The sequence below is a fragment of the Pseudomonas sp. TH34 genome, assembly GCF_016650865.1.
Lineage (GTDB): Bacteria > Pseudomonadota > Gammaproteobacteria > Pseudomonadales > Pseudomonadaceae > Aquipseudomonas > Aquipseudomonas yamanorum.
Genome location: NZ_JAEKFB010000020.1, coordinates 600,933 through 625,527 on the forward strand (window position 1 = coordinate 600,933; position 24,595 = coordinate 625,527).

Below are 24,595 nucleotides of genomic sequence, written 5' to 3' on the forward strand. Positions count from 1 at the left end.
GGCTCCTTAGTGGCTGGGGCCGAGAAAGGCCAGCCAGCGACGCTCCGCCAGACGAAACAGACCGACCAGGGCAAAGGTCACGGTCAGGTAGATCAGCGCAGCGATACCGAATGATTGAAAGGTCATGTAGGTGGCCGAGTTGGCGTCCCGGGCGACTTTCAGGATATCCGGGATCGTCGCGGTGAAGGCCACCGTCGTCGAGTGCAGCATCAGGATCACTTCATTACTGTAGTACGGCAGCGAACGGCGCAGGGCCGACGGCATGATCACGTAGGCATACAGCTTCCAGCCGCTGAGGCCGTAGGCTTTCGCCGCTTCGACTTCGCCGTGGGCCATGCTGCGGATTGCCCCGGCAAAAATCTCCGTGGTGTAGGCGCAGGTGTTGAGGGCGAAGGCGAGGATGGTGCAGTTCATCGCATCGCGAAAGAACGCATCCAGTACCGGCTGCGCACGAACCGCCGCGATGCTGTAGATCCCGGTGTAGCAAATCAGCAGCTGGATATACAGCGGCGTGCCGCGAAACAGGTAGGTGTAGAACTGCACGGGCCAGCGTACCCAGCGATTGCGCGACACCCGCGCAATGGACAGCGGGATCGATACCAGGAAGCCGATGAAGATCGAGGCGCTGAGCAGCCACATGGTCATGGCCAGGCCGGTGATGTGCTGGCCGTCGCTATAAAGGAAGGGGCGCCAGTATTGTTGAATAAGTTCGATCATCGCACTGCCTCCCGGGAGCCTGCGGAGTAGCGCCGTTCAAGGCGGCGCAGGACGAAGTTGGACGCGCTGGTGATCAACAGGTAGATAAACGCGGCGATCACCAGGAAATAGAACAGCTGATAGGTGCTCTTGCCGGCATCCTGTGCGGCCTTGACCAGGTCGGCCAAACCGATGATAGACACCAGGGCCGTGGCCTTGAGCATCACGCACCAGTTGTTGTTAATGCCCGGCAGGGCGAAGCGCATCATCTGCGGGAAGGTCACGAAGCGAAACCGCTGGCCACGCGTGAGTCCGTAGGCCGTGGCGGCTTCCAGCTGGCCACGGGGCACGGCGAGGATCGCACCGCGGAAGGTCTCGGTGAAATACGCACCGTAGATAAAGCCCAGGGTGATCACCCCGGCGCTGAATGGGTCGATCTCGATGTAGTCCCATTCCATAAAGTCGGTAAAGCCGGTCAGCCAGATTTGCAGGCTGTAAAAAATCAGCAGCATCAGCACCAGGTCGGGCACGCCGCGAATCAAGGTGGTGTAGATCTGTGCGGGAATCCGCAGGAACGGCAGGCTGGAGAGTTTGGCAGTGGCGCCGAGCAAGCCCAGCAACACGCTGACGGCCAGGGAAAACACTGACAACTTGACGGTCATCCAGGTGCCTTGCAGCAACAGCGGGCCGAAACCCTTCAAGCTAAAGGCACTGAGCCCCAGGGTTTGCAAAAGATCTTCGAACATAATTCAGGACCTATGGCGATAAAAAAGCGCCCCTCCAGAGGAAGGGCGCCCCAGGCATTATTTGCCGCTGTACAGGTTCAGATCGCCAAAGTGTTTCTTCTGGATGGTGGCGTAGGTGCCATCATCGTGTAACGCTTTGATACCTTTATCCAACAAGGCCTTGAGGTCTTTGTTACCTTTTTTGATACCGACCGCAGTTTTGGACGGCAGCAGTGGATCGTCGATGGCCTTGCTGACTTCGTAGTCAGCACCGGCTGGCGACTTCAAAAAGCCCAGTTCGGCTTGCAGCATGTCTTGTACGGAAGCGTCCAGGCGGCCGGAAGTCAGGTCGGCGTACACCTGGTCCTGGTTGGCGTAGGCCTTGGTGGTCACACCGGCCTTGTCCAGTACGGCCTTGGCGTAGGCTTCCTGGATGGTGCCTTGCTCGTAGCCAACACTTTTGCCCTTGAGCGACTCAGGCGTGGAGTAGTTCGCGCCCTTTTTGAACACCAGGGAAGTCGGGCCGGAGAACAGCTCGTTGGAGAAGTCGATCGCCTTTTCACGGGCTTCGGTCACGGTCATCGAGGAAATCACGCCATCAAACTTGTTGGCGTTGAGGCCTGGAATCATGCCGTCGAAATCACTTTCGACCCACTTGCACTTGACCTTCAGCTCGGCACAGATGGCATTGCCCAGGTCGATATCGAAGCCCACCAGGCTGCCATCAGCGGCTTTTGACTCAAACGGCGCGTAGGACGGATCGACACCAAAACGCAATTCCTTGTATTCCTTGGCCAGCGCGGAACCGGCGGCCATGCACAGAGCCAGTGCAGAAAGGGTCAGCAATGCTTTTTTCATTATGTAATCCCTGGAAACCAAGATAAGCGCTTGTGGCGCGGTTAGGACTGTTACTGAACGGTGTCAGACCGGACTCAAGTAGCAATTTCTGCACCATACTTCCGAATGGTCGTTTTAAAAGGTGAGATTAAGGAGTTGTGCCAGTAGGAAGTGCCCGAAAATGGGCATTGATAAATCTATGCATTATTTTGGGGCGTGTGAAGTTTTCAAATGTGGTGTTCGTGAGGGACGTGTCAGGCCAGTAAATCCTGCAGGGTCGCCAGGTTGTCGGCTTCCTCGACGGATTTATCCTGGCGCCAGCGCAACATCCTCGGAAAACGCACGGCAATTCCACTTTTGTGCCGTTTGGACAGGGCAATCCCTTCAAAACCCAGTTCAAACACCATGCTCGGCGTGACGCTGCTGACCGGGCCGAATTTCTCCACGGTGGTCTTGCGCACGATGGCGTCGACCTTGCGCATTTCTTCATCGGTCAGCCCCGAATACGCCTTGGCGAATGGCACCAGCGTGCGTTGGCTGCCGGGTGGGCCGTCCCATACGGCGAAGGTGTAGTCGCTGTACAGGCTGGCGCGCCGGCCATGGCCGCGCTGGGCATAGATCAGCACGGCATCGACACTGAACGGGTCGACTTTCCACTTCCACCACACGCCCATGTCCTTGGTGCGGCCCACGCCGTAGAGGCCATCCCGGGCCTTGAGCATCATGCCTTCCACGCCCAGGCTGCGGGAGGCTTCACGTTGTTCCGCCAAGGCCTGCCAGGTGTTGCCGGTCAGCAAAGGCGACGCCCGCAACGTGGGCTGGTCGCAGTCGCTGATCACCTGTTCCAGTTGTGCCCGACGCTCGGCCTGGGTGTGGTTGCGCCAGTCCTCGCCCCGGTGTTCCAGCAGGTCATACGCCAGTACCGCGACGGGGGCGTCTTCGAGGATTTTCTTGCTCAGGGTTTTGCGGCCGATGCGCTGTTGCAGCAGGGCGAAGGGTTGCACCGAGCCCTTCCACACCACGATTTCGCCGTCGATCACCGTGCCATCCGGCAGGCTGTTTTCCAGGTCATGAAGTTCCGGAAAACGGTCGGTGACCAGTTCTTCGCCCCGGGACCAGATCCACAGTCGGCCTTCGCGCTTGACCAACTGTGCGCGGATGCCGTCCCACTTCCATTCCACTTGCCAGTCAGCGGGAGAGCCGAGCAGGGCCTCGAATTGCTCCACCGGTTGCGCCAGGCCATGGGCGAGAAAAAACGGATAAGGCTGCCCGCCGCGTTGCGCATGCTCGTCGGACGATTCGGCAGCGATCAGTTTCAAATAGCCTTCGGCGGTCGGACGGTTGGACAGGTCGGTGTAACCCACCAGGCGCTGGGCCACGCGTTTGCTGTCGAGACCGGCCATGGCCGCAAGGGCGCGGGTGACGAGCAACTTCGACACGCCCACCCGGAAACTGCCGGTGATCAGCTTGATGCACAGCATCAGGCTCGGTTGATCCAGTTGGGCCCACAACGCGGGCAGGCGCTCGGCCAATTCTTCTGGCGGCAGGCCACGCAGGGGCAGGAGTTTTTCTTCCAGCCACACCGCCAAGCCGTCGTCGGAGGTGTGGGGCGATTCCGGTAACAGCAGGGAAATGGTTTCTGCCAGGTCGCCTACCGACTGATAACTCTCTTCGAACAGCCACGGCTCAATGCCGGCGGCTTCGGTGGCCATGTCCCGGAGCAACCGGGTGGGCACCAGTTGCCGGGGCCGCCCGCCGGATAAAAAGTACACCGCCCATGCAGCATCTTCCGCGGGCGCTTGTAGGAAGTAAGCCTGCAAGGCCGCGAGTTTGGCATTGCTGGAAGTGGTTGCGTCGAGATTGGCGTACAGCTCCGCGAAGGCCTTCATGACGTGACTTCCTCTTCGTCATCGCCGTATTCGGTGGTGAACCCTTGCGCGTCGAGGCCCTTTTCCCGCAGGTGCCGGACCAAGACGCCCACAGAACCGTGGGTGACCATCACTCGTTCAGCGCCGGTTTGCTCGATGGCCCACAACAGCCCGGGCCAATCGGCGTGGTCCGAGAGCACAAAGCCGCGATCCACCCCGCGCCGCCGCCGAGTGCCGCGCAGGCGCATCCAGCCGCTGGCGAAGGCGTCGCTGTAGTCGCCGAAGCGGCGTATCCAGGTGCTGCCGCCGGCCGAGGGCGGGGCGATGATCAAGGCCTGGCGCAACAAAGGGTCGGTCTTTTTGAAGTCGCCGGCGTAGAGGGTTTCGGGGATATAGATGCCCGCTTCGCGGTACACCCGGTTCAGGGGTTCGACCGCGCCGTGGCTGAGGATCGGGCCGATGCTGGCGTCAATGCCGTGGAGAATCCGCTGAGCCTTGCCGAAGGAATAACAGAACAGCACGCTGGCCTTGCCGGCCGCGATATTCGCCTGCCACCAGTCGTTGATTCCGGCAAAAATCTGCGCCTGGGGCTGCCAGCGGTAGATCGGCAGGCCGAAGGTCGATTCGGTGATAAAGGTATGGCAGCGCACCGGTTCAAACGGCGCGCAGGTGCCGTCGGGCTCGACTTTGTAGTCGCCGGAGGCGACCCAGACTTCACCCTGGTATTCCAGGCGCACCTGGGCCGAACCGAGGACATGGCCGGCGGGATGGAAACTCAAGTTGACGCCGTGGTGGCGCAGGGTTTCGCCGTAGGCCAGGGTTTGCAGGTTGATGTCCTGGCCCAGGCGCGAGCGCAGGATGCCTTCGCCGGGAGCGGCGGCCAGATAGTGTTGATTGCCGTTGCGGGCGTGGTCGCCGTGGGCATGGGTAATGACGGAGCGTTCCACCGGGCGCCAGGGGTCGATGTAGAAATCCCCGGCGGGGCAGTAGAGGCCTTCGGGCCGGGCGATAACAAGGTCCATGGGCGTGCCGTGGAAGTGGGCTTGTTAATTATGAGGCGGGGGCGGGTGGAGAAGTTCTATCGGAAATGGATGCGATCAACTGTGGGAGCTGGCTTGCCTGCGATGCTGGCGACTCGGTCTGGCAGTCAGACCGGGTTGATGCCATCGCAGGCAAGCCAGCTCCCACATTGATTTGGTTGAGTCAGGGAAACCGGGTTATTTCCCCGGCACCAGCGTCAACCGCGTCTTCCCATACACCCCGTCAAAGTTCTGCGGCTGCATCGGGAAGCTCAGGTATTGCGCTTTCAACCACGGGTCGATGCCATTGGCATAGTTCGGGCTCGCGGGGTTGCCGGATTGGCCGATGCCGCTTTGGCCCATCATGGGTTCCACCTGGCCGAAGTCGACAATCATCCGCAGTGCCGGCACCTGGGTCGTGTCGAAACTCTGGCCCCAGCTATACGGTGCGCTGTTCAGCGTGTTGTGATCGCCGCCCGCTGCCAGTGGGCCGCGAATGTTCTGGCCGCTGGTGTTCTTCCAGGTGTAGCTGTGCAATTTGCCCCACTGCCAGGCCTTGTGATCGGCGCCCAGTGCGCTATCGCCGGCGGTGATCGCGGCGGCCAGGCTGCGGGCGAGGATCGCCGGCTTGTCGGTTTTCTGCCCGGTGCGGGCGTCATTCCAGAACGGGCTGTCTTCGCGCCCCAGCAGGTGGTCGGCCACCGCTGAGTACGACAGGTTGGCGTTGCCGATAAAGGCTTTCCAGGTGGCGCTGTTTTCCGGACCGAGTTCGTCGAGAAAAATCTGCTTGGCGCTTTCCTGCAGGAACAACTCATAAATCGCCGCGTCGGCAGAGGTGGAGACGAGACGGCCATCGAACGCCATCAGGCGACCCAGGGCTTCCCGCGCCTTGGCCTGGTCTGCCGCTGGCAATGCGTCGATCGCCTGTTTCAGCGGCTGGACCATGCCCGGCGCCTGGAACATGCTCTTGAGCTTGGCGGCGAACGTGGTGGTCTGGTCGTACTGCATGGCGATCATGCTGCGGCTGTCGTGCTTGCCGTTGCCGGCCAGTTGCGCGATACGTTCGGCACGTTCCGGCGCCGCCCACGAGTTGGACAATTGCATGCCGTAGCCACGGGGAATGGTGCGCTGGTTGGCGGTGCCGATCCAGCCTTGGGTCGGGTCCTGATCGTAAGGGTGCAGCATCGCGTCGGCGTAGCCATCCCAGTCGAAACGCCCGTCCCAGCCCGGCGATGGCACCAGGCCTTCGCCTTCTCGGCGGTTCGGGAAGCGCCCGGTCACTTGCCAGCCGATACTGCTGGCATCGGCGAACACCATGTTCAAGGCAATTGCGCGAATTTCCCGGGTGGCGTCAGACGCTTTACCGGCGGTTTGCGCACGGGACAGGTCGAAGAACGCGTCCAGGCTCTTGTCGTCCTTGAAATCGGCGGTCTGCAAGGCCAGGCCGTAGCCGCTGTTCAGCGATTGGGCACTGTTGAGCAGTGGCCCGTGGCGGGTTTCGTACACCGCTTCGCGAATCGGCCGCTGGCCCTTGGCGAAGTAGGTTTCGTTGCGCACGATAGCGGGCAGCCATTTGCCGTTGTTCTCGTAGTACAGCGCGTTGCCCTGGCGCTTGACCTTCTCCAGGAATACGTCCTGGGTGTCGCCCGAGACCTGGCTCATGCTCCACGCCACCTTACCGTTGAAGCCGGAAAGCAGGGTTGGCAGGCCAGCAATCGAAACACCGGCGGCCTGGTATTTCGGCGAACGGATCTGCACGTAGTTCCACAGCGACGGGGCCTGCATCGAGGTCGACAGGTCATTGGCCAAAAGGCTTTTGTTGCTGCGGCTGTGCTGCGGGCCGATCGCCCAGTTGCTGGAGCTGGAAGTGCCCAGGGTGTTCAAGGTGCCGAGGTGCTCGCTGAGGCTGGTCAACGCGGCGAGGCCCGGGATCTGGCTCAGGTTGATGCCCTTGAGCTTGTCGGATTCGGCCACCGGCAACGGTTCATCCGGGTAGCTTGGGGTCAGCCAGGCGAGTTTGTCGGCGCCGACTTTCTGCGCCAGCACCAATGAGGACAACTCTTCCTGCAGGTTGGTCGACTCGCTGAAATTCAGCAGGCAGAACAGCAACGCCGAATCTTCCGGCTTCCAGTATTCAGGCTTGTAGCCGGTCTGGGCCAGGTCTGGCGGCAGCTTGTCGCGGTAGCGGAACAGGTAGGCGTTGACCCCGCGTGCATACACCTCAAAGAAGCGCTTGAGGCGTGGCGACGAGGCGTTGTACAGCTCGCCGGCGCTCTTACGCAGATTGACCGCCCGCATGAATCGGTCGACATCCAGCACTTCCGGCCCGGACATTTCCGCCAGGCGGCCCTGGGCCAGCAGGCGCAGGGTGACCATCTGGGTGATGCGGTCGCTGGCGTGCACGTAGCCCAGGGTGAACAGCGCATCGTGGAAGGTGCTGCTTTCAATCAGCGGGATGCCCTGGCTGTTGCGACGTACGGAAACGTTCTGCGCCAGGCCCTTGATGGGCTGCACGCCGGAAACCGGAGGCAGGGTGTCTTGGGTGCTTTGTAACTGGCAACCGGCCAGGCCCAAGGCACTGGCAATGGCCGCGGCAACGCCGAACCGGGGAAGAAAATGTGAGAGGGCTGGCGAGGCCATGGCAAAGCTCCTGCGGGGGTAGCGTCAGTAAAGGCGCTACGTTAGTGAGCGCGGCGAAACGACGCAAGCGGGAGGCGATGCTTATTTTCAGGATTTGCGTAAGGTTTCTAGTCGGGCACAAATCAGTGTGGGAGCGAGCTTGCTCGCGAAAGCGGTGTGTCAGCTAAAAAGTTGTGACTGATCCACCGCATTCGCGAGCAAGCCCGCTCCCACATTTTTGATTCGGCTTACCTTCAGGATTTCGGCGGATTGACCTTCTGCACCAGCTCATAAGCACGCACCGTCGCCGGGCGTTGCTTGATGTGGTTGAACCAGCGTTCTACATGTGGGAAGTCTTCCAGCTTCTGGCTCTGCCACTTGTGGGAAACGATCCACGGGTAGATCGCCATGTCGGCAATGCTGTACTCATCGCCGGCCACGAACGTGCGGTCGGCCAGGCGCCGGTCCAGCACGCCATACAGACGGGCGGTCTCATCCACATAGCGTTTGATCGCGTAGGGAATCTTCTCCGGGGCGAACTGGCTGAAGTGGTGATTCTGCCCGGCCATCGGTCCCAGTCCGCCCATTTGCCAGAACAGCCACTGCAATGCTTCCTGACGACCGCGCAGATCCTGGGGAATGAACTTGCCGGTTTTTTCCGCGAGGTACAGCAGGATCGCGCCGGATTCGAACAGGGAAATCGGCGCGCCGCCGTCGGTCGGGTTCTGATCGACGATGGCCGGGATGCGGTTATTGGGGGCAATTTTCAGGAAGTCAGGCTTGAACTGCTCGCCCTGACCAATGTTGATCGGGTGCACCTCGTAAGGCAGACCGGCTTCTTCCAGGAACAACGACACTTTGTGACCGTTGGGGGTGGTCCAGTAATACAGGTCGATCATGAAGCTCTCCAAGGGTGGTGATGCTTGAGCGAATGCCTGTAGGTATAGGTGATGTTAGGGTGACGAAAATTCAATGAAACATTTGGGTCTATCGATATGGAAATTCGTGCGGGCGCAGCGTTGGTTTTGATTGATCAGCAAAAAGGCATTCATCATCCCAGGCTGGGGCGGCGCAATAATCCGCACGCCGAGGCGCGCATGCTGGCGTTGCTGGGGCATTGGCGGCGCGAAGGTTGGCCGGTGATTCATGTGCAGCATTTGTCCCACTCGCCGGAGTCGGTGTTCTGGCCTGAGCAGTCGGGGGTGGAGTTTCAGGACGCCTTTATTCCGCAGACGGGTGAGCAGCTGGTTCAGAAGCGGGTGCCGGATGCGTTTTGTGGGACAAGTCTGGAGGCGAGTTTGCGTGAGGCGGGGATTCGGCAAGTGGTGCTGGTGGGCGTGGCCACCCATAACTCGGTGGAGGCCACGGCCCGCAGCGCCGGCAACCTGGGCTTTGAGACCTGGGTTATCGAAGATGCCTGCTACACCTTCGACAAGCCGGACTTTTTTGGGCAGATGCACTCGGCGGAGGCGGTACATGCCATGTCGTTGGGCAACCTCCACGGCGAATACGCCACCGTCATCTCTTCAGAAACCCTCCTCCCGTAGGGGGGTCAGGTTACGGCGCCGTCCACCAACACCTGCAACGTCTGTTGCGAACACCGTTCGATACGGACCTGCACGCCATAGACTTCGGCAAACAGCGCCGCATCCAGCACTTCGTCCGCTGGGCCACAGGCATGTAACCGGCCTTGTCGCAGCACCGCGATATGGTCGGCATAACGCGCGGCGAGGTTGATGTCGTGCAGCACCACCACGGCGATCAGGTTGTGTTCCCGTACCAGGCCGCGCACGCAGTCCATGACTTTTAACTGGTAGTTCAAATCCAGCGCACTGGTGGGCTCATCCAGCAGCATCACCTGTGGCCGGCGCGCAATCAGTTGCGCCAGGCTGACCAGTTGCCGCTGACCGCCGGATAACGTGCTCAATAGCTGATCCGCCAGGTGAGCGATGCCAATCCTTTGCAACGCATCAAAGGCCTGGCGCATGCATGCGTCGCTTGAAAGCGGAATGCCATCGACATTCGCCACCCGCAACGCGGCGATCACGCTTTCCATCACGCTCAGGCTCAACCCCGGCGGAAGGTTTTGCGGCATATAGGTCACGCGTCGGGCACGTTCACCGACGGACATTTTCGTCAGGTCCAGGTCACCCAATCTGACAACGCCCTGCATCTTTTCCAGCCCGGCCACCGCCCGCAGCAACGTTGACTTGCCCGCACCGTTTGGCCCGATCAACGCGGTCAGGCTGCCGTGGGCCAAGGTTGGCAAGCTCAGGTCATGCACAATCTGGCGTCGTCCATAACTGACGTGGGCGTTCTGAATCGACAATCCCGTGCTCATAACTGCCTCCCGCGCTTGAACACCAGCAACACGAAAATCGGCACACCCACCAGTGCGGTGACGATGCCCACCGGCACGATCACGCCGGGCATGATCAGCTTGCTGGCGATGGACGACAGTGACAGCAGCAAAGCACCGACAAGCGCGCTGGCCGGCAGCAGGAAGCGCTGATCTTCACCCACCAGAATCCGCGCGATATGCGGACCTACCAGCCCGATAAATCCGATGGTTCCTACAAACGCCACAGCGGTGGCCGACAGCAGGCTGATGCGCAGCAACGAGAAAAACCGCAGGCGTTTCACGTCCACACCAAAGCTCTGCGCGCGGTCTTCGCCCATGCGCAGCAAGGTGAGGCGCGGGGCGGCAGCGAAGGAGAAGGGCATGACCACCGCGACCACCAACGCGAGGATGCCGAGCTTGTCCCAGTTGGCCCGGGTCACGCTGCCCAGGGTCCAGAACACCAGTTGTTGCAGCACGTCCTCGGTGGCGACCAGTTGCAACAGGGCGACCACCGCGTTGCAACTGAACACCAGGGCAATCCCGAAAAGCACCAGGCTTTCCACCCCGGCACCCCGTAGGCGTGACATGGCTTGCAGCAAAAAGACCGAGGCGGCGGCAAACACAAATGCCGAAATGGAAATCGCCGTATTGGCCGACACCCACAGCGTTGTCACCGGAAACACAATCACCAGGGACGCGCCCAACGCCGCCGCCGAGGAAACCCCCAGGGTGAACGGACTGGCCAACGGGTTGTTCAAGATCGCCTGCATCTCGGCGCCCGCCAGCGACAGCGCACAACCGACCAACACCGCCATCAAGGCGTAGGGCAGGCGCACGTTCCAGATAATCACCTGGTCGGTGGCGCTCAGGTGGGCCGGGTGCAGCAAGCCATCCAGCAGGGCGCCAAGGCCCATGCCCGACGGGCCGCTGGCCAGGTCCACGAGGATCGCGCACATCAGCGCGCCACCCAGCAGGGCGAGCAGCCAGCAGCGACGGGCCAGCAGGTGGCGGTAGCCTTCGCTGGCGGTGGCGAGGTCGAGGGTTTGAGTGGTCATTGGATTCGCAGCCTTGAAAACGACGAAAATCCCTGTCGGTACTCGGTCAGTGTGGGAGCAGGCTTGCCTGCGATGGCGATGGTGAATCCAACACCGCTATCGCAGGCAAGCCAGCTCCCACAGGAACCGTGTCCAGGCAGGGAATGGGTTGTGAGCCTTAGTTACTTGGCCCTGCCATCAATCCAGTAGGCACCCTGCAATGGCATGCCGAGGAACTGCTGGTTCATCGCTTCCATGGTCGCCTTCGGATCCAGCTTCGCGAACAACTCCGGATGCACCCACTTGGCCAGCGCTTCAATCGCCAGCAGGTTGTACGGCGAGTTGTAGAAGTCATGCCACAAGCCGTGGGAATTACCCTCACGAATTGCCCGAAGGTTCACAAACTCCGGCCGGGCCAGCACGGCGTCAAACGCGCCACGCGCATCTTCTTCGCTCACGCCAGCACCCAGAATCAACCCAGGCTTGTGATTGCCGGTGGCCACATACACATCCGGGTCAGCCTTCAGCGCGTACTCGACACTGATGTCCCCCAGCGCCCCCGGCACTACGTCGGCGGCGATGTTGCGGCCGCCCACCAGCTTGATCACTTCGCCCATGCCGCTCTTGCCGGTGGTGTGGCCGGGTGCCTGCCAGGCGCCGGCCAGCAGTTCCAGGAACACGCTCGGGCGCGGACCGGTCGGCAAGGTGGCGACGGCGTCGGTGATCACCTTGATGTGCTGGTCATAAAAGTCGAGGAACGCCTTGGCCTGGGTTTCCCGGCCAAGGGCCTGGCCCAGGGCGGTCATGCTGGCGTGGGTGCCTTGCACCGGGTTGATACGGAAGTCGACGAACAACACCGCGATGCCCGCCTTGGCCAACACGTCCGCCACCGGGCTGTGTTCGGTCGGACCGTGGCCGGAAATGCTGAATACCGCGAGGTCCGGTTTCAGCGAGAGGATTTCCTCGGCGCTGACGCTTTGCTCCGACGCCTGACCAATCAGCGGAATGTCTTTTACCGTCGGAAATTTCGCCACGTAGGCGTTATAGGTGTGGGCGTCCAGCAGCTTCAAATCATTCTGCCAGCCGACAATCCGTTGGAACGGCGCGTCTTTGTCCAGCAAGGCAAAGGCCGAAATCAAGCGGCCTTCGCCGAGCACCACGCGCTGCACGTGGTCCGGCACGTCGACCTTGCGGCCCAGCACGTCGGTGACTTCATGGGCGGCGGCGGTTTCGGCGTGGCCAAGGACCAGCACGGCAAACAGCGCGCCCAGCTTGAGGAAGTTGCGGGGTTTCAGCATGGCGAGAACTCCAGGTGAAGGCGGCGCATCAGACATCGCTCCAGCGCCGCAAAAGGTTGTGATAGGCGCCGCTCAGTTGCAGCAGCGCGTGGTCGTCGGCGTGTTGCGCGGTGAGGCGTTGAATCGCCACGTCCATGTCCAGCAGCAGTTGGCGCTGGCTGTCTTCGCGCACCAGGCTTTCGATCCAGAAGAAACTGGCGATGCGCTCGCCGCGGGTGACCGGGTTGATCTTGTGCAAACTGCTGCCGGGATAAATCAGCAAATGCCCGGCGGGCAGCTTCACCGCGTGTTCACCGAAGGTGTCGCGGATCACCAGTTCGCCGCCGTCGTAGCTGGCCGGGTCAACCAGGAACAAGGTGGCGGAAATATCGGTGCGCACCCGTTCGCGCACGCCCTTGAGGCCGCGAATCGCATTGTCGATATGCCAGTCGAAGGCTTCGCCGCCGCTGTAGCGGTTGAAAAGTGGCGGATAGATTTTCTTCGGCAGGGCGGCGGACATGAACAGCGCGTTGTCCGACAGCCGCGACAGAATCTGCTCACCCAGGCGAATCGCTACCGGGTCGTCTTCCGACAGCTGCCGGTTGTTTTTCGCCATGGCCGAGCGCTGCCCGGCGGTGACCTTGCCGTCGACCCACGGTTGATCGAGCAGGGTGGCGATGGCCACCTCGACTTCTTCGGCATTCAGCAGGGCCGGGATTTCGATCAGCACGGCTTAAAACTCATAGTCGACACTGGCGGTAAGCGTGCGCCCGGCGCCCGGGACGCCGTAGAGCTGGAAGCCGTCCAGGGACGCGCCGATCTGGCTGTAGTAGAACTTGTTAAACACGTTGTTGAGGTTGAGGTTGACCGTGGTCTGCTTGCTCACCTTGTATTGCGCAGCCACGTTGTTGAGCCAGTAGCCGGGGGCCTTTTCGTGGTCGCGGGTGTAGATCGCGTACACGCCGGACGGGCCGGTGGCGTAGCTGCTGTTGTTGTTCAGGCCGCCGACGTATTTGTTGTCGCTGTAGCGGCGGCGTCCTACGTATTGCGCGCCGTAGCTCAGGCTCAGGTCGTCGGTGACGGCGTAGGTGGTCCACAGGTTGGCGGTCAGGTCGGGAACGTTCTTGGCTTCCTCGCCTTTGTTGGCACCTTTGGTTTGGGTGCTTTTCAGCGCGGAGAACCCGCTGTACACCGTCCAGCGCGGGGTGATATTGCCTTGCAGGCCCAGCTCCACACCGTCTACGCGCTTGGCGGGGAGGGCGCGTACCGGGGCGCTTTCGCCGTCCTGGTATTCCCAGGAGTTGTCCAGTTCGGTGCGGAAGATCGCGGCGGTGACGTTCAGCAGGTCGTGGGCAATGTCCCACTTGGTGCCGATTTCGTAGGTCTTCGACTTGGCCGGGGTGTAGTTGCTGGTGCTCGCAGCGCCGTAGATCTGGTTGTTGGTCGACGCGCCCAGGGCTGACGGTTGTGCCGCTTCGCTGTAGGACACGTAAATGCTGCCGTTAGGCAACGGCTTGTACACCGCGCCGACCCGGCCGCTCACGGCACCGTCGGTGCTGTCGATGGACGCTTGGCCACGCTGGGTGGTTTTGGCCTGCCAGTTGTCGTAGCGCAGGGAGCCGAGCACTTGCCACTGTTCATTCAGGGTGATGGTGTCACCCAGGTAGATGCCGGCGTTGTCGATCACTGAGCGTGGCTGGCCTTCACCCTTGGTCACTTCAGTGCTGGCAAAGCTGTGGTTCGGGTCGTTCATGTCGAAGAACAGATCGCCGGCCGGCACTTCGGCGTTGCGTTTCAGGCCGCCGTAGGTCTCGTGATAGAACTCGAGCCCGCTGACCACCGCGTGTTCCAGCCCGCCGGTATTGAGCTTGAAGGCGAAGTCGGTCTGGTTGTCGAGAATGGTGTAGCGCGTCGACTGGCCGAAGTCGCTCCCTCGCAAAATACCGTAGGCGGTGTTACCGCTGTTGGCGTATCCCGGGTAGGCATTTACCGTGCTGCCGGGCACTTGGCTGATTGGTCCTACACCGGTATAGCCCAAGGTCGCACAGCGCGTGCCGGTGCAGGTTTTCTGGCCATTGGCGTTGGCAGCGAAGAAGCGCGCGGGCGAGAGCACCGCGAAGTTGTCGGTGCGCTCCCACTTGGTCTGGTTCTTCAGGGTCGCTTCGTTCCAGTCGAAATCATGCTCGAAGCGGGTGGTCAGCGAGGTGGTTTTGGTCTGCTGGGTGTACAGGTGCGAATCGCCGTACCAGTTCGAACGCTTCACGCCGGGCATGCGGTCGCCGTCGGTGCCGCGCTGGATCGGCACACCGCCGTCCGGCGTGTTGTCGTCCTTCTGGTAGAAGGTGTCGATAAACAGGCGCGTGTCGGTGCCCAGGCCGAAGCCGAGGGAGGTGGCGATGCCCCAGCGGTCGTAGTCCACGTCGTCACGCTCGGCCACCTGGTTGTAGTGTTTCATCAGGTTGATGCGCAGGGCGGTGGTGTCATTCAGTTGTTTGTTGAAATCGCCGGTGAGGCGGCGGTAGCTGTCGGTGCCGATGCCGGCCGAGAGTTTGTTGGCATCCCCCAGGTGTGCCTCTTTACTCACCAGGTTGACGCTGCCGCCTACCGCGGAAACGCCGGATTCGATCGAGCCGGTGCCCTTGAACACTTCTGCCTGTTGCAGGTTGAAGGTGTCGGTGCGGGTCGATTGGCCGGCATCGCGCACACCGTCGACGGTCAGGCTCTGCTCCGAGGAAAACCCGCGAATCGAAAACAGGTCGCCCCAACCCAGGTTGCCTTCGCCGGACATGAAGGTGATGCCCGGCACGTTGCGCAACACTTCCTGCAAGGTCTGCGCGTTTTGCTCCTTGAGCACTTGCTGCGGGACGATGGTTACGCTTTGCGGGGCGTCCAGCAGCGGCTGGCTGATTTTTGCCGAGGTCACCCGGTCGACTTTAAAGGCGGAAGTGGCTTCACCGTCGATCTTGATTTCCGGCAGGCTCAGCACCGAATCATTCGACGCCGCCACCGGCGCATCGGCCCAGGCAGTGGGAGAAACGCTGCCGGCGGCAAGCAGGCCGAACATCGGCGCAAGGGTAGATTGCAGCGACAGGGCGCGAGGGGTAGGCAATGGCATTCGGAGTGACCTAGGCTAAATTACAATTAATCTCATTTAGATTCGGTAGTCTAAAGACCGATACCGGCCGCCACGCCGTGGCTTTGTAATGGGGATGCGCGATTACCGCTTCCCACAACATTCCATTACATTTGCGCGTACTCCTGGCTGAAGTTTCGGCTATCTCCTGCCTTTTGAGTTTCGGACGAATTGCCCCATGGCCAAGCAAGACCACCTGCTGATCGTTGATGACGACCCGCAAATCCGCCAATTGCTGTGCGACTACCTGAGTGACGCCGGCTTCCAGGTGTCCACCGCCGGTGACGGCAAGGAAATGCGCCGCCGCCTGGCGCTGAATGTCATCGACCTGATCGTCCTGGACCTGATGTTGCCCGGCGAAGACGGCCTGAGTTTGTGCCGCGAATTGCGCGTCAGTTCCAACACGCCGGTGATCATGCTCACCGCCAAGGGCACGCTGATCGACCGGATCGTCGGCCTGGAAATCGGCGCCGACGATTACCTGCCCAAGCCGTTCGACCCGCGGGAGCTGCTGGTGCGGATCAAGGTGGTGCTGCGTCGGGTGCAGAGTTTTCCGGACCGGGCGCGGCTCGATGAAGCACCGAGCATCAGCTTTGCCGGCTGGCAGCTGGACACCCGGGCCCGGCAATTGCTTTCGCCGGAAGGCGTGGTGGTGAGCCTCGGCAACTCCGATTACCGGGTGTTGCGCCTGTTGTTGCAGCATCCCAACCGGCCGCTGAGCCGCGACTTTTTGCTCAACCACGTGTTCGACAAAGACAGCACGCCGTTCGACCGCTCGATTGATGTGTGCGTCAGCCGACTGCGCTCGCAGTTGCCGGCCGGGTTGATCAAGACCGTGCGCAACGAGGGCTATATGCTCACCGCCGACGACGTGGCGCTGCAATCGTGAAACTGCTGCCGCGTTCGCTGTTTGGCCGGCTGGTGCTGATCCTGGTCAGTGGCATGCTCGCGGCCCAGGCCCTGACCAGCAGCATCTGGTACGACATGCGCCACGGCCAGGTCCTGGAAATCCCCAGCCGGCTGATCGCCACGCGGCTGGCGGACGTGGTGCGGCTGGTGCACAGCGATCCGGCGCAGGCGGATGGGCTGATCAAGCTGCTCGATACACCGGGCTTTCGCCTGACCCTGAGTGATCAGGCCAGTGAGGTGACAAGCCGCATCAGCGACAGCGACCAGGCCACCGAGCGCTTGCTGAATAAAGTGCTGTCGGAGAGAACCGGCTACACCCAGAGCCTGCATCTACTGAGTCTCAAGTTGCTGGATGCCGAGGGCCAGCGTGCCGGGTTGTCGACCCTGCTCAGCTCCAAGCCTGTGGTGGGGCAATTCCTGATTGACCTGCGTTTGCCGGACGGGCGCTGGCTGCAGGTGCAGGCCACCGAGGAACAGGGCTGGACCAGTACTTCGCCGATGGACTTGCTGTTCGATTACGTGATGCGTATTTATCTGTTGCGGGTGTTGGTGCTGGTGATTATTGCCTTGGTGGCGGTGCGCCTGGCCATTCGCCCGCTCAATGCCCTGGCCAAGGCTGCCGAGGCGTTGGGCCGGGACATCCAACAGCCACCGTTGGCCCTCGATGGGCCCACCGAAGTACGCCGTGCCGCTCAGGCGTTCAACGCCATGCAACAGCGGCTGATCGCCAATATCGCCGAACGTACGCGCTTCCTTGCGGCGATTTCCCACGACTTGCGTTCACCTATCACACGCTTGCGGTTGCGTACGGAAATGCTCGACGACAACCGCACCAAGGAGCGTTTTCGCAGCGACCTCGAAGAAATGGAGCACATGGTTTCCAGCACCCTGGATTTTGTCAGCAGCGGCGAAATCAACGAGAAGCGCCAGAACATCGACATCAACGCCTTGCTGCAAAGCTTGCAGGCCGATCTGCAGGATGTGGGTGAGACGGTCACGATAGACGGGCGGGCCAAACAGCCGCTGCCTGGATATGCCCGAAGCCTTAAGCGTTGCGTGCAAAACCTTCTGGAGAACGCAGTGCGTTATGGCCGTGAAGTCGTGGTCCGGGTTGAAGACAAGGCAGATAGCTTGAAGATTGTCATCAGCGATCGTGGGCCGGGGATTCCCCAGGAGCAACTGGAACAGGTGATGGAGCCGTTTTACCGGGTGGAAGGCTCACGCAATGTGGAAACCGGCGGGTACGGGCTTGGGTTAAGCATCGCGCATACGATTGCCAGTGCCCATGACGGGCGGTTGAGCTTGAGCAATCGGGAAGGAGGGGGATTGGAGGTGGTGTTGCAGTTTCAACGTAAATCCTGGCCTTGAAATGCAGGCTAAATGTGGGAGCGGGCTTGCTCGCGAAAGCGGTGTATCAGTAACAGAGAGGTTGACTGACACTGCGCTTTCGCGAGCAAGCCCGCTCCCACAGTTGGATGTGCAGTGTTTCGAGAATCGGGTTTCTTAACTCAAGCCCCGTGGCACTTCTTGAATTTCTTCTCGCTGCCGCACGGGCAAGGGTCGTTACGACCCACGTCCTTCAACGTATTGCGCACCGGCTCCTGGTGAGCGTGGCCGCAGTTCGGGCCGTGGACATGGCCGTGGTCGTGATCATGGTGATCGTGATCGTGGTTGCAGTCAGGACCATGGACATGGGGTTGCTGAGTCATCGATGTCGCTCCGGAATAGAATCGCCGGGGATTATCTCGCCATTGCGCATCACCTGCACGTCGTTCCCGATAAATAAACCGGTTTTCAACTCGCCTTCAAGGCGATAGGGCACGGGCTCGCGCGGATTTTTCAGCATGTCGACCACATCGCGGATTTGTGGCCACAGGTTGGTGCGCACCGATACCCGGAAGAAAGCGTGGCTGTGGGGCGGTACGGTCAGCCATTCGTTGGACTCACCTTCGGTCAGCAGCAGGGGACCCAGGCTGACCTTGTACACCAGGCCGCGTACGGTCAGATCGTTGTCGTCGCGGTTATCCACACGGAAATACAGCTTGAACTTCTGCTCCAGCAATTTGACCCGCACTGGGTCGACCTTGACCAGCCGCACCTCGGGGGCGGGCGCGTCGTCGGCGAACCACGATGCACAGCCAGAGAGCCCTAGCGTCAATGCCAGTAGAAGGCTGTATGTCCTGAATACCCGCGCCTTAGAAACCATGCCATTACCCCCTTTGAAGAGTCAGCATAGCAAGCGCGAGCCTGCCGGGTATCAATGAATGTCAGAGGTAGCCCGAACAGCACTTCTTGAATTTCTGCCCGCTGCCACACACGCAGGCGTCATTGCGCCCAGCCTTCACGTCCACTGTCGGGTCGATAAAGTACCAGTGCTCATTGTTCTGTACGAAAGATGAGCGCTCCCGGTGGCTGTGTTCGCCAGTGCTGTCGTGCCAGCGTGCGGTAAAGGTCACGAAGGCGTGTTCCGGCTGGCCGCCGAACACCTCGGAGCTTTCCACTGAAAGGCCCAGCCAGGTGCTTTGGGCGCTCCAGGCGCCGATGGCATCTGTGTCCAACCCGGCTTGTTGCGCGGGCAGGGTGGTCGCCACCAGGTAGTCCACCAGGCCCAGCACGTAGGCGCTGTAGCGCGAACGCATCAACGCTTCGGCGCAGGGTGCCGGGTGGCCGGCGTGATAATGGCCGCAGCAGGCATCCAGCAGGTTGCCACTGCCGCAGGGGCAAATGGATGTACTCATCGGGTTACCACCAATACTTTCCAAAGTTTTGCGGGTTGGCCCAGAAGCGGGCGTTCAGCCAATCCGGCACCTGTTTATAGTCAAGCAGATCATAGGTAAACAGCGTCAAAACCTGATCGTCGCGCTGGAAGCGTTCGCTGGCTTGCAGGGCCAGGGAGAAGAAATCGGTGTCTTTCCAGTGGCAGGCGGCGAGGTCCACCAACACTGCAATGCGGCTGGCATTGAGGTTGCGAATGCCCCCCAGCAAGGTCAGGCCCGCAGGTTTTGACAGGTGTTCCAGGCAGTCGACCACCAGCGCCAGGTCAAAACGCTGGGCCGCGAGGTCGGCGGGCAAGGGGCCGGGCTCGGCGAAGGACACCACGGTATCCGGGTGCGCTTCCTTAAAGGCATCAAGCGCCGGGAACTGGCTGGCGCCCAATAACAGCAGGCGTTTGGGCGCGTGAAGATCAAGCAGCGCGGCGAGCGCTTGCTGGGGTGTACGGGAAGAAATACCGGCAGTCATCGAAGATCCTCACATCAGGACCGTAGAGACTAGCCTGCCTGAGCGTGCGGGCCTAGAGCGGGCGGCGAGAATAAACCGCTCGACCCAATGAATACTGGGGTGTGACACGCTGGCGCAGATGAAAAGAGCCGTCTTTACTCCACCCGTCGGCCCCCGCCGATCCCCTCAGGAGAAAGTCAGATGAGCATCATGCGGACAGCTCTACCCTTGGTTCTGCTAACCGGAGTATTGACAGGTTGCGCAGGCTTGCAAAAAACCGACTGGCCCACCTGTGCCGCCGTCGGCGGCGTGACCGGCGCGGCCATTGGTGCAACCCAAAGCTCTTCCTATGCAGGCTACGGCGCGTTGCTGATCGGCGGCATGGCAGGCGCCTATTGCTGGGTGCATGGCGATGGTGATGAAGACGGCGACGGCGTACCGGACAGCCGCGACAAGTGCCCTGGCACGCCAAAAGGCGTGCAGGTCGACGCCAATGGCTGCCCTCCGGTGCCGGTAGCGGTGGTTCAAGAGGAAGTGGTGGTGGTCAAGGAAGAAACCATCGTGATTCGTGACGTGCACTTCGAGTTCGACTCCGCGAAGCTCACGGCTGCCGACAAAACCAAGCTCGACGTCATTGCTACCCGCCTGAAAAAAGAGGCCCCGAGTGCGCAACTACGCGTCAGCGGGCATACCGACAGTGTCGGTAAAGATGCCTACAACCAGAAACTCTCTGAACGACGCGCTCATTCGGTGACCGACTACTTGGTCAGTTCCGGCATCCCGCGCAGCAGTTTCGTCTCCGTGACCGGCGCCGGTGAAAGCCATCCGGTGGCGGATAACAAAACCGCTGACGGTCGTGCGCTAAACCGCCGTGTGGAAATCCAGATCAACCGCTGACCCCACCTCAAGGCCCCTGTGGAATCCACAGGGGCCCCTTCATCAATTTTTTAATCCTTCACTGGCACAACGCCTGTAGAAGTCGTTACTGTGCGCCCAAAGAATAATGTGCAAGGGGAGCGTGCGGGATGAAGGTGTTTTGGGGGCTGGGGAAGTGTTTGACGTTGCTGTTTTGGGCCGTGGTGGTGGTCAATCTGTTCACTCCACTGATCAATCCTTTCCACCTGTTGGTCAATCTGGCCGGCAGCCTATTGTTGTTGACCCATATTCTGGAGCTGCTGTTGTTCAACGGCAGTGTGAAAGCCCGTGCCCATCCCTGGCGTGACCGCTTGCAGATCCTGCTGGTGGGTATGTTCCATGTGCAGAGCTTTTCGACGCCGGCACCGACTAATGATGTAAACAAGGAGGCCAATCATGCGTAAGGTTTTTCTGTTGGCCCTGTTGGTCAGCCCCATTGCCCTGGCCCAGAGTGTCAGCGTCGAGACCAACTCGTTGATGCGCCTGCCCAACAGCAGTGGCGTGTTGCAACTGGAGCGACTGGACGTGGCGGATTACGGCACCTTGCTGATCCCCGCCAATATCACCCAGGTGACGGTGGATGAACTGCACCTGGGCCGCGACGCGCGCATCGCCATTGTGCCCGGCAGCACCCCCCTGCAACTGCAGGTGCGCCAGGCGCAGCTGGAACATGGCAGCCAGATCACCTCACGGGGTGCTCCCGGTACCCATGAACGTCCGGCCAAGGCGGGGCGTGACTTGGTCTTGCGGATTAACTCGCTGACGGCCGATGAATTGTCGGTGGATGCCCGCGGTGGTGCGGGTGCCCAGGGTTATGCCGGGCTGGACGGTGCCAACGGCGAAGACCCGGGTTGCACCTGGGGCTCGGCCGGGCGCGGTTCCAATGGCGATAACGGCGGCGACGGACTGCCGGGCGCGGCGGGCGCGCAGGTCCGTGTGGAGTTGCCGCAGGACTTCCCTGGCGAGAAGATCAAAGTCTGGGTGGACGGCGGTGCCGGCGGTTTGGCAGGCACGGCGGGCAAGCCAGGTAAAGGCGGGCAGTCCAAGGGGTGCCTGGTGTACCGCGCGGATGGCGGCGAGAAAGGCCGTGCCGGGTTGGAAGGGCAGCCGGGGCCAGCGGGGCCTGCGGGTGCTGTGACTGTTCAAAGGCTCTGAGGCGACTGGCCTGACGCTTTCGCGAGCAAGCCCGCTCCCACATTTGAAATGCATTCCAAATGTGGGAGCGGGCTTGCTCGCGAAAGCGGTCTACTAGGCTCCTCAGAACATTGGCCGTGCCGAAGCGATCGCCACCAGCACCAACCCCACCATCAAATTAATCCCCACCAATTTACGAATCTGCCCCAACGCCGCCGCCCCGGCCGGCCAATCCTCAGCCGCCACCGCCGTGCGCAGCTCCGGCAACTTCAGCGCCTGAATCCGGATAAACAGCGCCGTCATCACCACATACAACCCCATCATGACCTGCACATAACGCGGCGCGGTCTCAAACCCGTTGAAGCGCAGTTGCAGCAGGCCGACACCGCTGATCGGCAAGACCAGCACCGCGACCCACACCCATACGAAAAAACGTTGAAACACATTTACCCAGAGTTTCAGCCGGGCAGGCCCGTCCAGCGCAGCCATGGCGGCGGGGCGCAGGATCATCCAGGCGAAAAACATACCGCCGACCCAGATCAGGGCGGCCAGTACATGCAGGGTGTAAGCGAAGCTAAAGACGGTCATTGGGGTACTCCGTTCTGCGCGGGATTAATTAGCGGGGTATGATAGCGGCCGATCCGAACCACTGAAAATTTATCCAGCGTTTTTTGCGCCCGACTATCCATGATCAGCACTGAACTCAAAACCACGATCCAGGGCGCCTACTCGCGTTTTCTCGAAGCCAAGAGCTTGAAACCGCGGTACGGCCAGCGCCTGATGATCGCCGAAGTTGCCAAGGTCCTCGGGGATATCGACACCGACGACGAAGGTCGGCGCAGTGGCGACCCCGCCGTGGTGGCCGTCGAGGCCGGCACCGGTACCGGTAAAACCGTGGCCTACAGCCTGGCGGCGATCCCCACCGCCAAGGCCGCCGGCAAGCGCCTGGTGATTGCCACCGCTACCGTCGCCCTGCAGGAGCAGATTGTCTACAAAGACCTGCCCGACCTGATGCGTAACAGCGGCCTGAACTTTACGTTCGCCCTGGCCAAGGGCCGTGGGCGCTATATGTGCCTGTCCAAGCTCGACGTGCTGTTGCAGGAAGGCCACGCGCAAACCGCTACTGCCTCTCTGTTCGAAGAGGAAGGCTTCAAGATCGAAGTCGATGAGGTCAGTCAGAAGCTGTTTACCAGCATGATCGAGAAACTCGCCGGCAATAAATGGGACGGCGACCGCGACAGCTGGCCCAATGCCCTGGAAGACGCCGACTGGGCCCGCCTGACCACCGATCACAGCCAGTGCACCAACCGTCATTGCCCCAACTTCGGCCAGTGCGCCTTCTACAAGGCCAGGGAAGGCATGGGCAAGGTCGACGTTATTGTCACCAACCATGACATGGTCCTTGCGGACCTGGCCCTGGGCGGCGGTGCCGTGCTGCCAGATCCGCGTGACACGCTCTACGTGTTCGACGAGGGCCATCACCTGCCCGACAAGGCCATCGGCCACTTCGCCCACTACACGCGCCTGCGCTCCACCGCCGACTGGCTGGAAACCACCGCCAAGAACCTTACCAAGTTGCTCGCCCAGCACCCGCTGCCCGGCGACCTGGGCAAGTTGATCGAGCAGGTTCCGGAGCTGGCGCGGGAGATCAAGACCCAGCAGCAATTCATGTTCAGCGCCTGCGAGCAGGTGGCAGACTTCAAGCCCGGCGAAGACGTGGAAGGCCGCGAACGGCCGCGCCATCGTTTCGTTGGCGGGCTGATCCCCGAGCACATGCGGGAAATGGGCGTCGAGCTGAAGAAGGGCTTTTCACGCCTGACCGACTTGTTCACCCGCCTCACCGATTTGCTCAAGGAAGGCATGGACGGCGAGGTCAACATCGGCATCGCCAGCAACCAGGCCGAAGAATGGTACCCGCTGTTTGGCAGCCTGCTGTCCCGCTCCCAGGGCAACTGGGAGTTGTGGACCGCCTTTACCGTCGAAGACCCGGAAGACAACCCGCCCATGGCCCGTTGGCTGACTTTGTCGGAAAGCGGTGCGTTGTTTGATATCGAGGTCAACGCCAGCCCGATCCTGGCGGCGGAAATGCTCCGACGCAACCTGTGGAACGTGGCCTACGGTGCCTTGGTCACCTCGGCGACGCTGACGGCCCTGGGCACCTTCGACCGCTTCCGCATGCGCGCCGGGCTGCCGAAAAAGGCGGTCACCGCCGTGGTGCCAAGCCCGTTCCATCACGCCGACGCCGGTGTGCTGCGGGTACCGGACCTCAAGGCCGACCCACGGGATGCGCCGGCCCACACGGCGGCGATCATTCGTGACCTGCCCTCATTGGTAGAGGGTTCCCGGGGCACGCTGGTGTTGTTCTCGTCCCGCAAACAGATGCAGGACGTGTTCGACGGCCTCGACCGTGACTGGCGCAAGCAGGTGTTTATCCAGGGCAACCTGTCGAAACAGGAAACCCTGAACAAGCATAAGGCGCGGGTAGATGGCGGCGATTCCAGCGTCCTGTTCGGCCTCGCGAGTTTCGCTGAGGGTGTGGATTTGCCCGGCGCTTACTGCGAACACGTGGTGATCGCCAAGATCCCGTTCTCGGTACCGGATGATCCGGTGGAGGCCGCGTTGGCCGAATGGATCGAAGCCCGGGGCGGTAATCCGTTCATGGAGATCTCGGTGCCGGACGCCTCCTTGAAGCTGGTCCAGGCCTGCGGGCGCCTGCTGCGTACCGAAGAAGACCGCGGCACCATCACCTTGCTTGACCGGCGTCTGGTTACCCAGCGCTACGGGAAAGCTATCCTGAATGCTTTGCCGCCGTTTCGGCGGGAAATTTCTTAAGACCCCGTGGGCGAATTCGCCCACTTCGTGGTCTATC

General features: G+C 61.3%; 24 protein-coding genes. 7 read left to right on the forward strand and 17 right to left on the reverse strand.

The features are described 5' to 3' along the window. Positions 1 to 6: 6 nt before the first annotated feature. The 7 genes from JFU58_RS16170 to JFU58_RS16200 form a co-directional block, all read right to left on the reverse strand. Entirely contained in the window at positions 7 to 717 is a 711-nt protein-coding gene (locus JFU58_RS16170; protein WP_003209532.1) for an ABC transporter permease, read from the reverse strand. Further along, a complete protein-coding gene (locus JFU58_RS16175) occupies positions 714 to 1,442 on the reverse strand; it encodes an ABC transporter permease (protein ID WP_063032870.1) in 729 nt (242 codons plus the stop codon). The genes JFU58_RS16170 and JFU58_RS16175 overlap by 4 nt, the downstream gene beginning before the upstream one ends. A 57-nt stretch (positions 1,443 to 1,499) precedes the next feature. Next, positions 1,500 to 2,279, reverse strand: a complete 780-nt coding sequence (locus tag JFU58_RS16180; protein ID WP_003213667.1) for a transporter substrate-binding domain-containing protein — start codon at positions 2,277 to 2,279, stop codon at positions 1,500 to 1,502. Positions 2,280 to 2,512: 233 nt separating this feature from the next. Continuing rightward, positions 2,513 to 4,147, reverse strand: a complete 1,635-nt coding sequence (locus JFU58_RS16185; protein WP_201141138.1) for an ATP-dependent DNA ligase — start codon at positions 4,145 to 4,147, stop codon at positions 2,513 to 2,515. Continuing rightward, the gene (locus tag JFU58_RS16190; protein ID WP_177071827.1) at positions 4,144 to 5,148 is read right to left on the reverse strand and encodes a ligase-associated DNA damage response exonuclease; all 1,005 of its coding nucleotides are present in this window, start codon (positions 5,146 to 5,148) and stop codon (positions 4,144 to 4,146) included. The genes JFU58_RS16185 and JFU58_RS16190 overlap by 4 nt, the downstream gene beginning before the upstream one ends. A gap of 195 nt (positions 5,149 to 5,343) precedes the next feature. Beyond that, on the reverse strand, positions 5,344 to 7,785 hold the full coding sequence (locus JFU58_RS16195; protein ID WP_201141140.1) for a penicillin acylase family protein: 2,442 nt from the start codon (positions 7,783 to 7,785) through the stop codon (positions 5,344 to 5,346). Positions 7,786 to 8,018: 233 nt separating this feature from the next. After that, a complete protein-coding gene (locus JFU58_RS16200; protein ID WP_017479389.1) occupies positions 8,019 to 8,663 on the reverse strand; it encodes a glutathione binding-like protein in 645 nt (214 codons plus the stop codon). Positions 8,664 to 8,759: 96 nt separating this feature from the next. Here JFU58_RS16200 and JFU58_RS16205 point away from each other — a divergent pair, with 96 nt between their 5' ends. After that, positions 8,760 to 9,311, forward strand: coding sequence for a cysteine hydrolase family protein (locus JFU58_RS16205; RefSeq protein ID WP_063032862.1), 552 nt, complete (start codon positions 8,760 to 8,762; stop codon positions 9,309 to 9,311). Between the two features lie 5 nt (positions 9,312 to 9,316). Here the strand turns inward: JFU58_RS16205 and JFU58_RS16210 are convergent, their stop codons facing one another. The 5 genes from JFU58_RS16210 to JFU58_RS16230 all read right to left on the reverse strand — a co-directional run bounded on the left by JFU58_RS16210 (position 9,317) and on the right by JFU58_RS16230 (position 15,531). After that, a complete protein-coding gene (locus JFU58_RS16210) occupies positions 9,317 to 10,105 on the reverse strand; it encodes an ABC transporter ATP-binding protein (protein WP_063032860.1) in 789 nt (262 codons plus the stop codon). Next, positions 10,102 to 11,160 (reverse strand): FecCD family ABC transporter permease, encoded by a 1,059-nt coding sequence (locus tag JFU58_RS16215; RefSeq protein ID WP_063032858.1) that lies wholly within the window; start codon positions 11,158 to 11,160, stop codon positions 10,102 to 10,104. Before JFU58_RS16215 ends, JFU58_RS16210 begins: the two co-directional genes overlap by 4 nt. 161 nt (positions 11,161 to 11,321) lie before the next feature. Then, the gene (locus tag JFU58_RS16220; RefSeq protein ID WP_201141142.1) at positions 11,322 to 12,437 is read right to left on the reverse strand and encodes an ABC transporter substrate-binding protein; all 1,116 of its coding nucleotides are present in this window, start codon (positions 12,435 to 12,437) and stop codon (positions 11,322 to 11,324) included. Between the two features lie 28 nt (positions 12,438 to 12,465). Next, positions 12,466 to 13,146: a Fe2+-dependent dioxygenase gene (locus tag JFU58_RS16225; RefSeq protein ID WP_177027541.1), complete on the reverse strand. Its 681-nt coding sequence runs from the start codon at positions 13,144 to 13,146 to the stop codon at positions 12,466 to 12,468. Positions 13,147 to 13,149: 3 nt separating this feature from the next. Further along, on the reverse strand, positions 13,150 to 15,531 hold the full coding sequence (locus tag JFU58_RS16230) for a TonB-dependent receptor (RefSeq protein WP_201141144.1): 2,382 nt from the start codon (positions 15,529 to 15,531) through the stop codon (positions 13,150 to 13,152). 196 nt (positions 15,532 to 15,727) lie between these two features. Between JFU58_RS16230 and JFU58_RS16235 the strand changes: the two genes are divergently transcribed. After that, complete coding sequence (locus JFU58_RS16235) at positions 15,728 to 16,438, forward strand: response regulator (RefSeq protein WP_003213692.1); 711 nt, start codon at positions 15,728 to 15,730, stop codon at positions 16,436 to 16,438. Then, complete coding sequence (locus tag JFU58_RS16240; protein WP_201141146.1) at positions 16,435 to 17,826, forward strand: ATP-binding protein; 1,392 nt, start codon at positions 16,435 to 16,437, stop codon at positions 17,824 to 17,826. Before JFU58_RS16235 ends, JFU58_RS16240 begins: the two co-directional genes overlap by 4 nt. Before the next feature lie 140 nt (positions 17,827 to 17,966). Here the strand turns inward: JFU58_RS16240 and JFU58_RS16245 are convergent, their stop codons facing one another. The 4 genes from JFU58_RS16245 to JFU58_RS16260 form a co-directional block, all read right to left on the reverse strand. Then, a complete protein-coding gene (locus JFU58_RS16245; RefSeq protein ID WP_003213695.1) occupies positions 17,967 to 18,167 on the reverse strand; it encodes an SEC-C metal-binding domain-containing protein in 201 nt (66 codons plus the stop codon). Further along, positions 18,164 to 18,664 (reverse strand): LEA type 2 family protein, encoded by a 501-nt coding sequence (locus JFU58_RS16250; RefSeq protein ID WP_026078214.1) that lies wholly within the window; start codon positions 18,662 to 18,664, stop codon positions 18,164 to 18,166. Before JFU58_RS16250 ends, JFU58_RS16245 begins: the two co-directional genes overlap by 4 nt. A 61-nt stretch (positions 18,665 to 18,725) precedes the next feature. Continuing rightward, positions 18,726 to 19,196: a YchJ family protein gene (locus tag JFU58_RS16255; protein ID WP_017479381.1), complete on the reverse strand. Its 471-nt coding sequence runs from the start codon at positions 19,194 to 19,196 to the stop codon at positions 18,726 to 18,728. A gap of 4 nt (positions 19,197 to 19,200) precedes the next feature. Next, positions 19,201 to 19,698, reverse strand: a complete 498-nt coding sequence (locus tag JFU58_RS16260) for a DUF6231 family protein (protein ID WP_177027538.1) — start codon at positions 19,696 to 19,698, stop codon at positions 19,201 to 19,203. Positions 19,699 to 19,878: 180 nt separating this feature from the next. Here JFU58_RS16260 and JFU58_RS16265 point away from each other — a divergent pair, with 180 nt between their 5' ends. The 3 genes from JFU58_RS16265 (at position 19,879) to JFU58_RS16275 (ending at position 21,747) form a co-directional block, all read left to right on the forward strand. Continuing rightward, positions 19,879 to 20,574, forward strand: a complete 696-nt coding sequence (locus JFU58_RS16265; protein WP_008432103.1) for an OmpA family protein — start codon at positions 19,879 to 19,881, stop codon at positions 20,572 to 20,574. A 128-nt stretch (positions 20,575 to 20,702) separates the two neighbouring features. Beyond that, entirely contained in the window at positions 20,703 to 20,996 is a 294-nt protein-coding gene (locus tag JFU58_RS16270) for a DUF1145 domain-containing protein (protein ID WP_201141148.1), read from the forward strand. Beyond that, positions 20,989 to 21,747 carry a hypothetical protein gene (locus JFU58_RS16275; protein WP_063032842.1) on the forward strand — a complete coding sequence of 253 codons (759 nt, stop codon included), beginning with the start codon at positions 20,989 to 20,991 and terminating at the stop codon, positions 21,745 to 21,747. Before JFU58_RS16270 ends, JFU58_RS16275 begins: the two co-directional genes overlap by 8 nt. A gap of 102 nt (positions 21,748 to 21,849) precedes the next feature. Here JFU58_RS16275 and JFU58_RS16280 read toward each other — a convergent pair whose 3' ends face one another. Continuing rightward, the gene (locus tag JFU58_RS16280) at positions 21,850 to 22,314 is read right to left on the reverse strand and encodes a CopD family protein (RefSeq protein ID WP_063032839.1); all 465 of its coding nucleotides are present in this window, start codon (positions 22,312 to 22,314) and stop codon (positions 21,850 to 21,852) included. A gap of 99 nt (positions 22,315 to 22,413) precedes the next feature. On the opposite strand from JFU58_RS16280, the gene dinG reads away from it, so the two are divergent. Next, positions 22,414 to 24,558: an ATP-dependent DNA helicase DinG gene (dinG, locus tag JFU58_RS16285; protein ID WP_008432096.1), complete on the forward strand. Its 2,145-nt coding sequence runs from the start codon at positions 22,414 to 22,416 to the stop codon at positions 24,556 to 24,558. Positions 24,559 to 24,595: the final 37 nt, after the last annotated feature.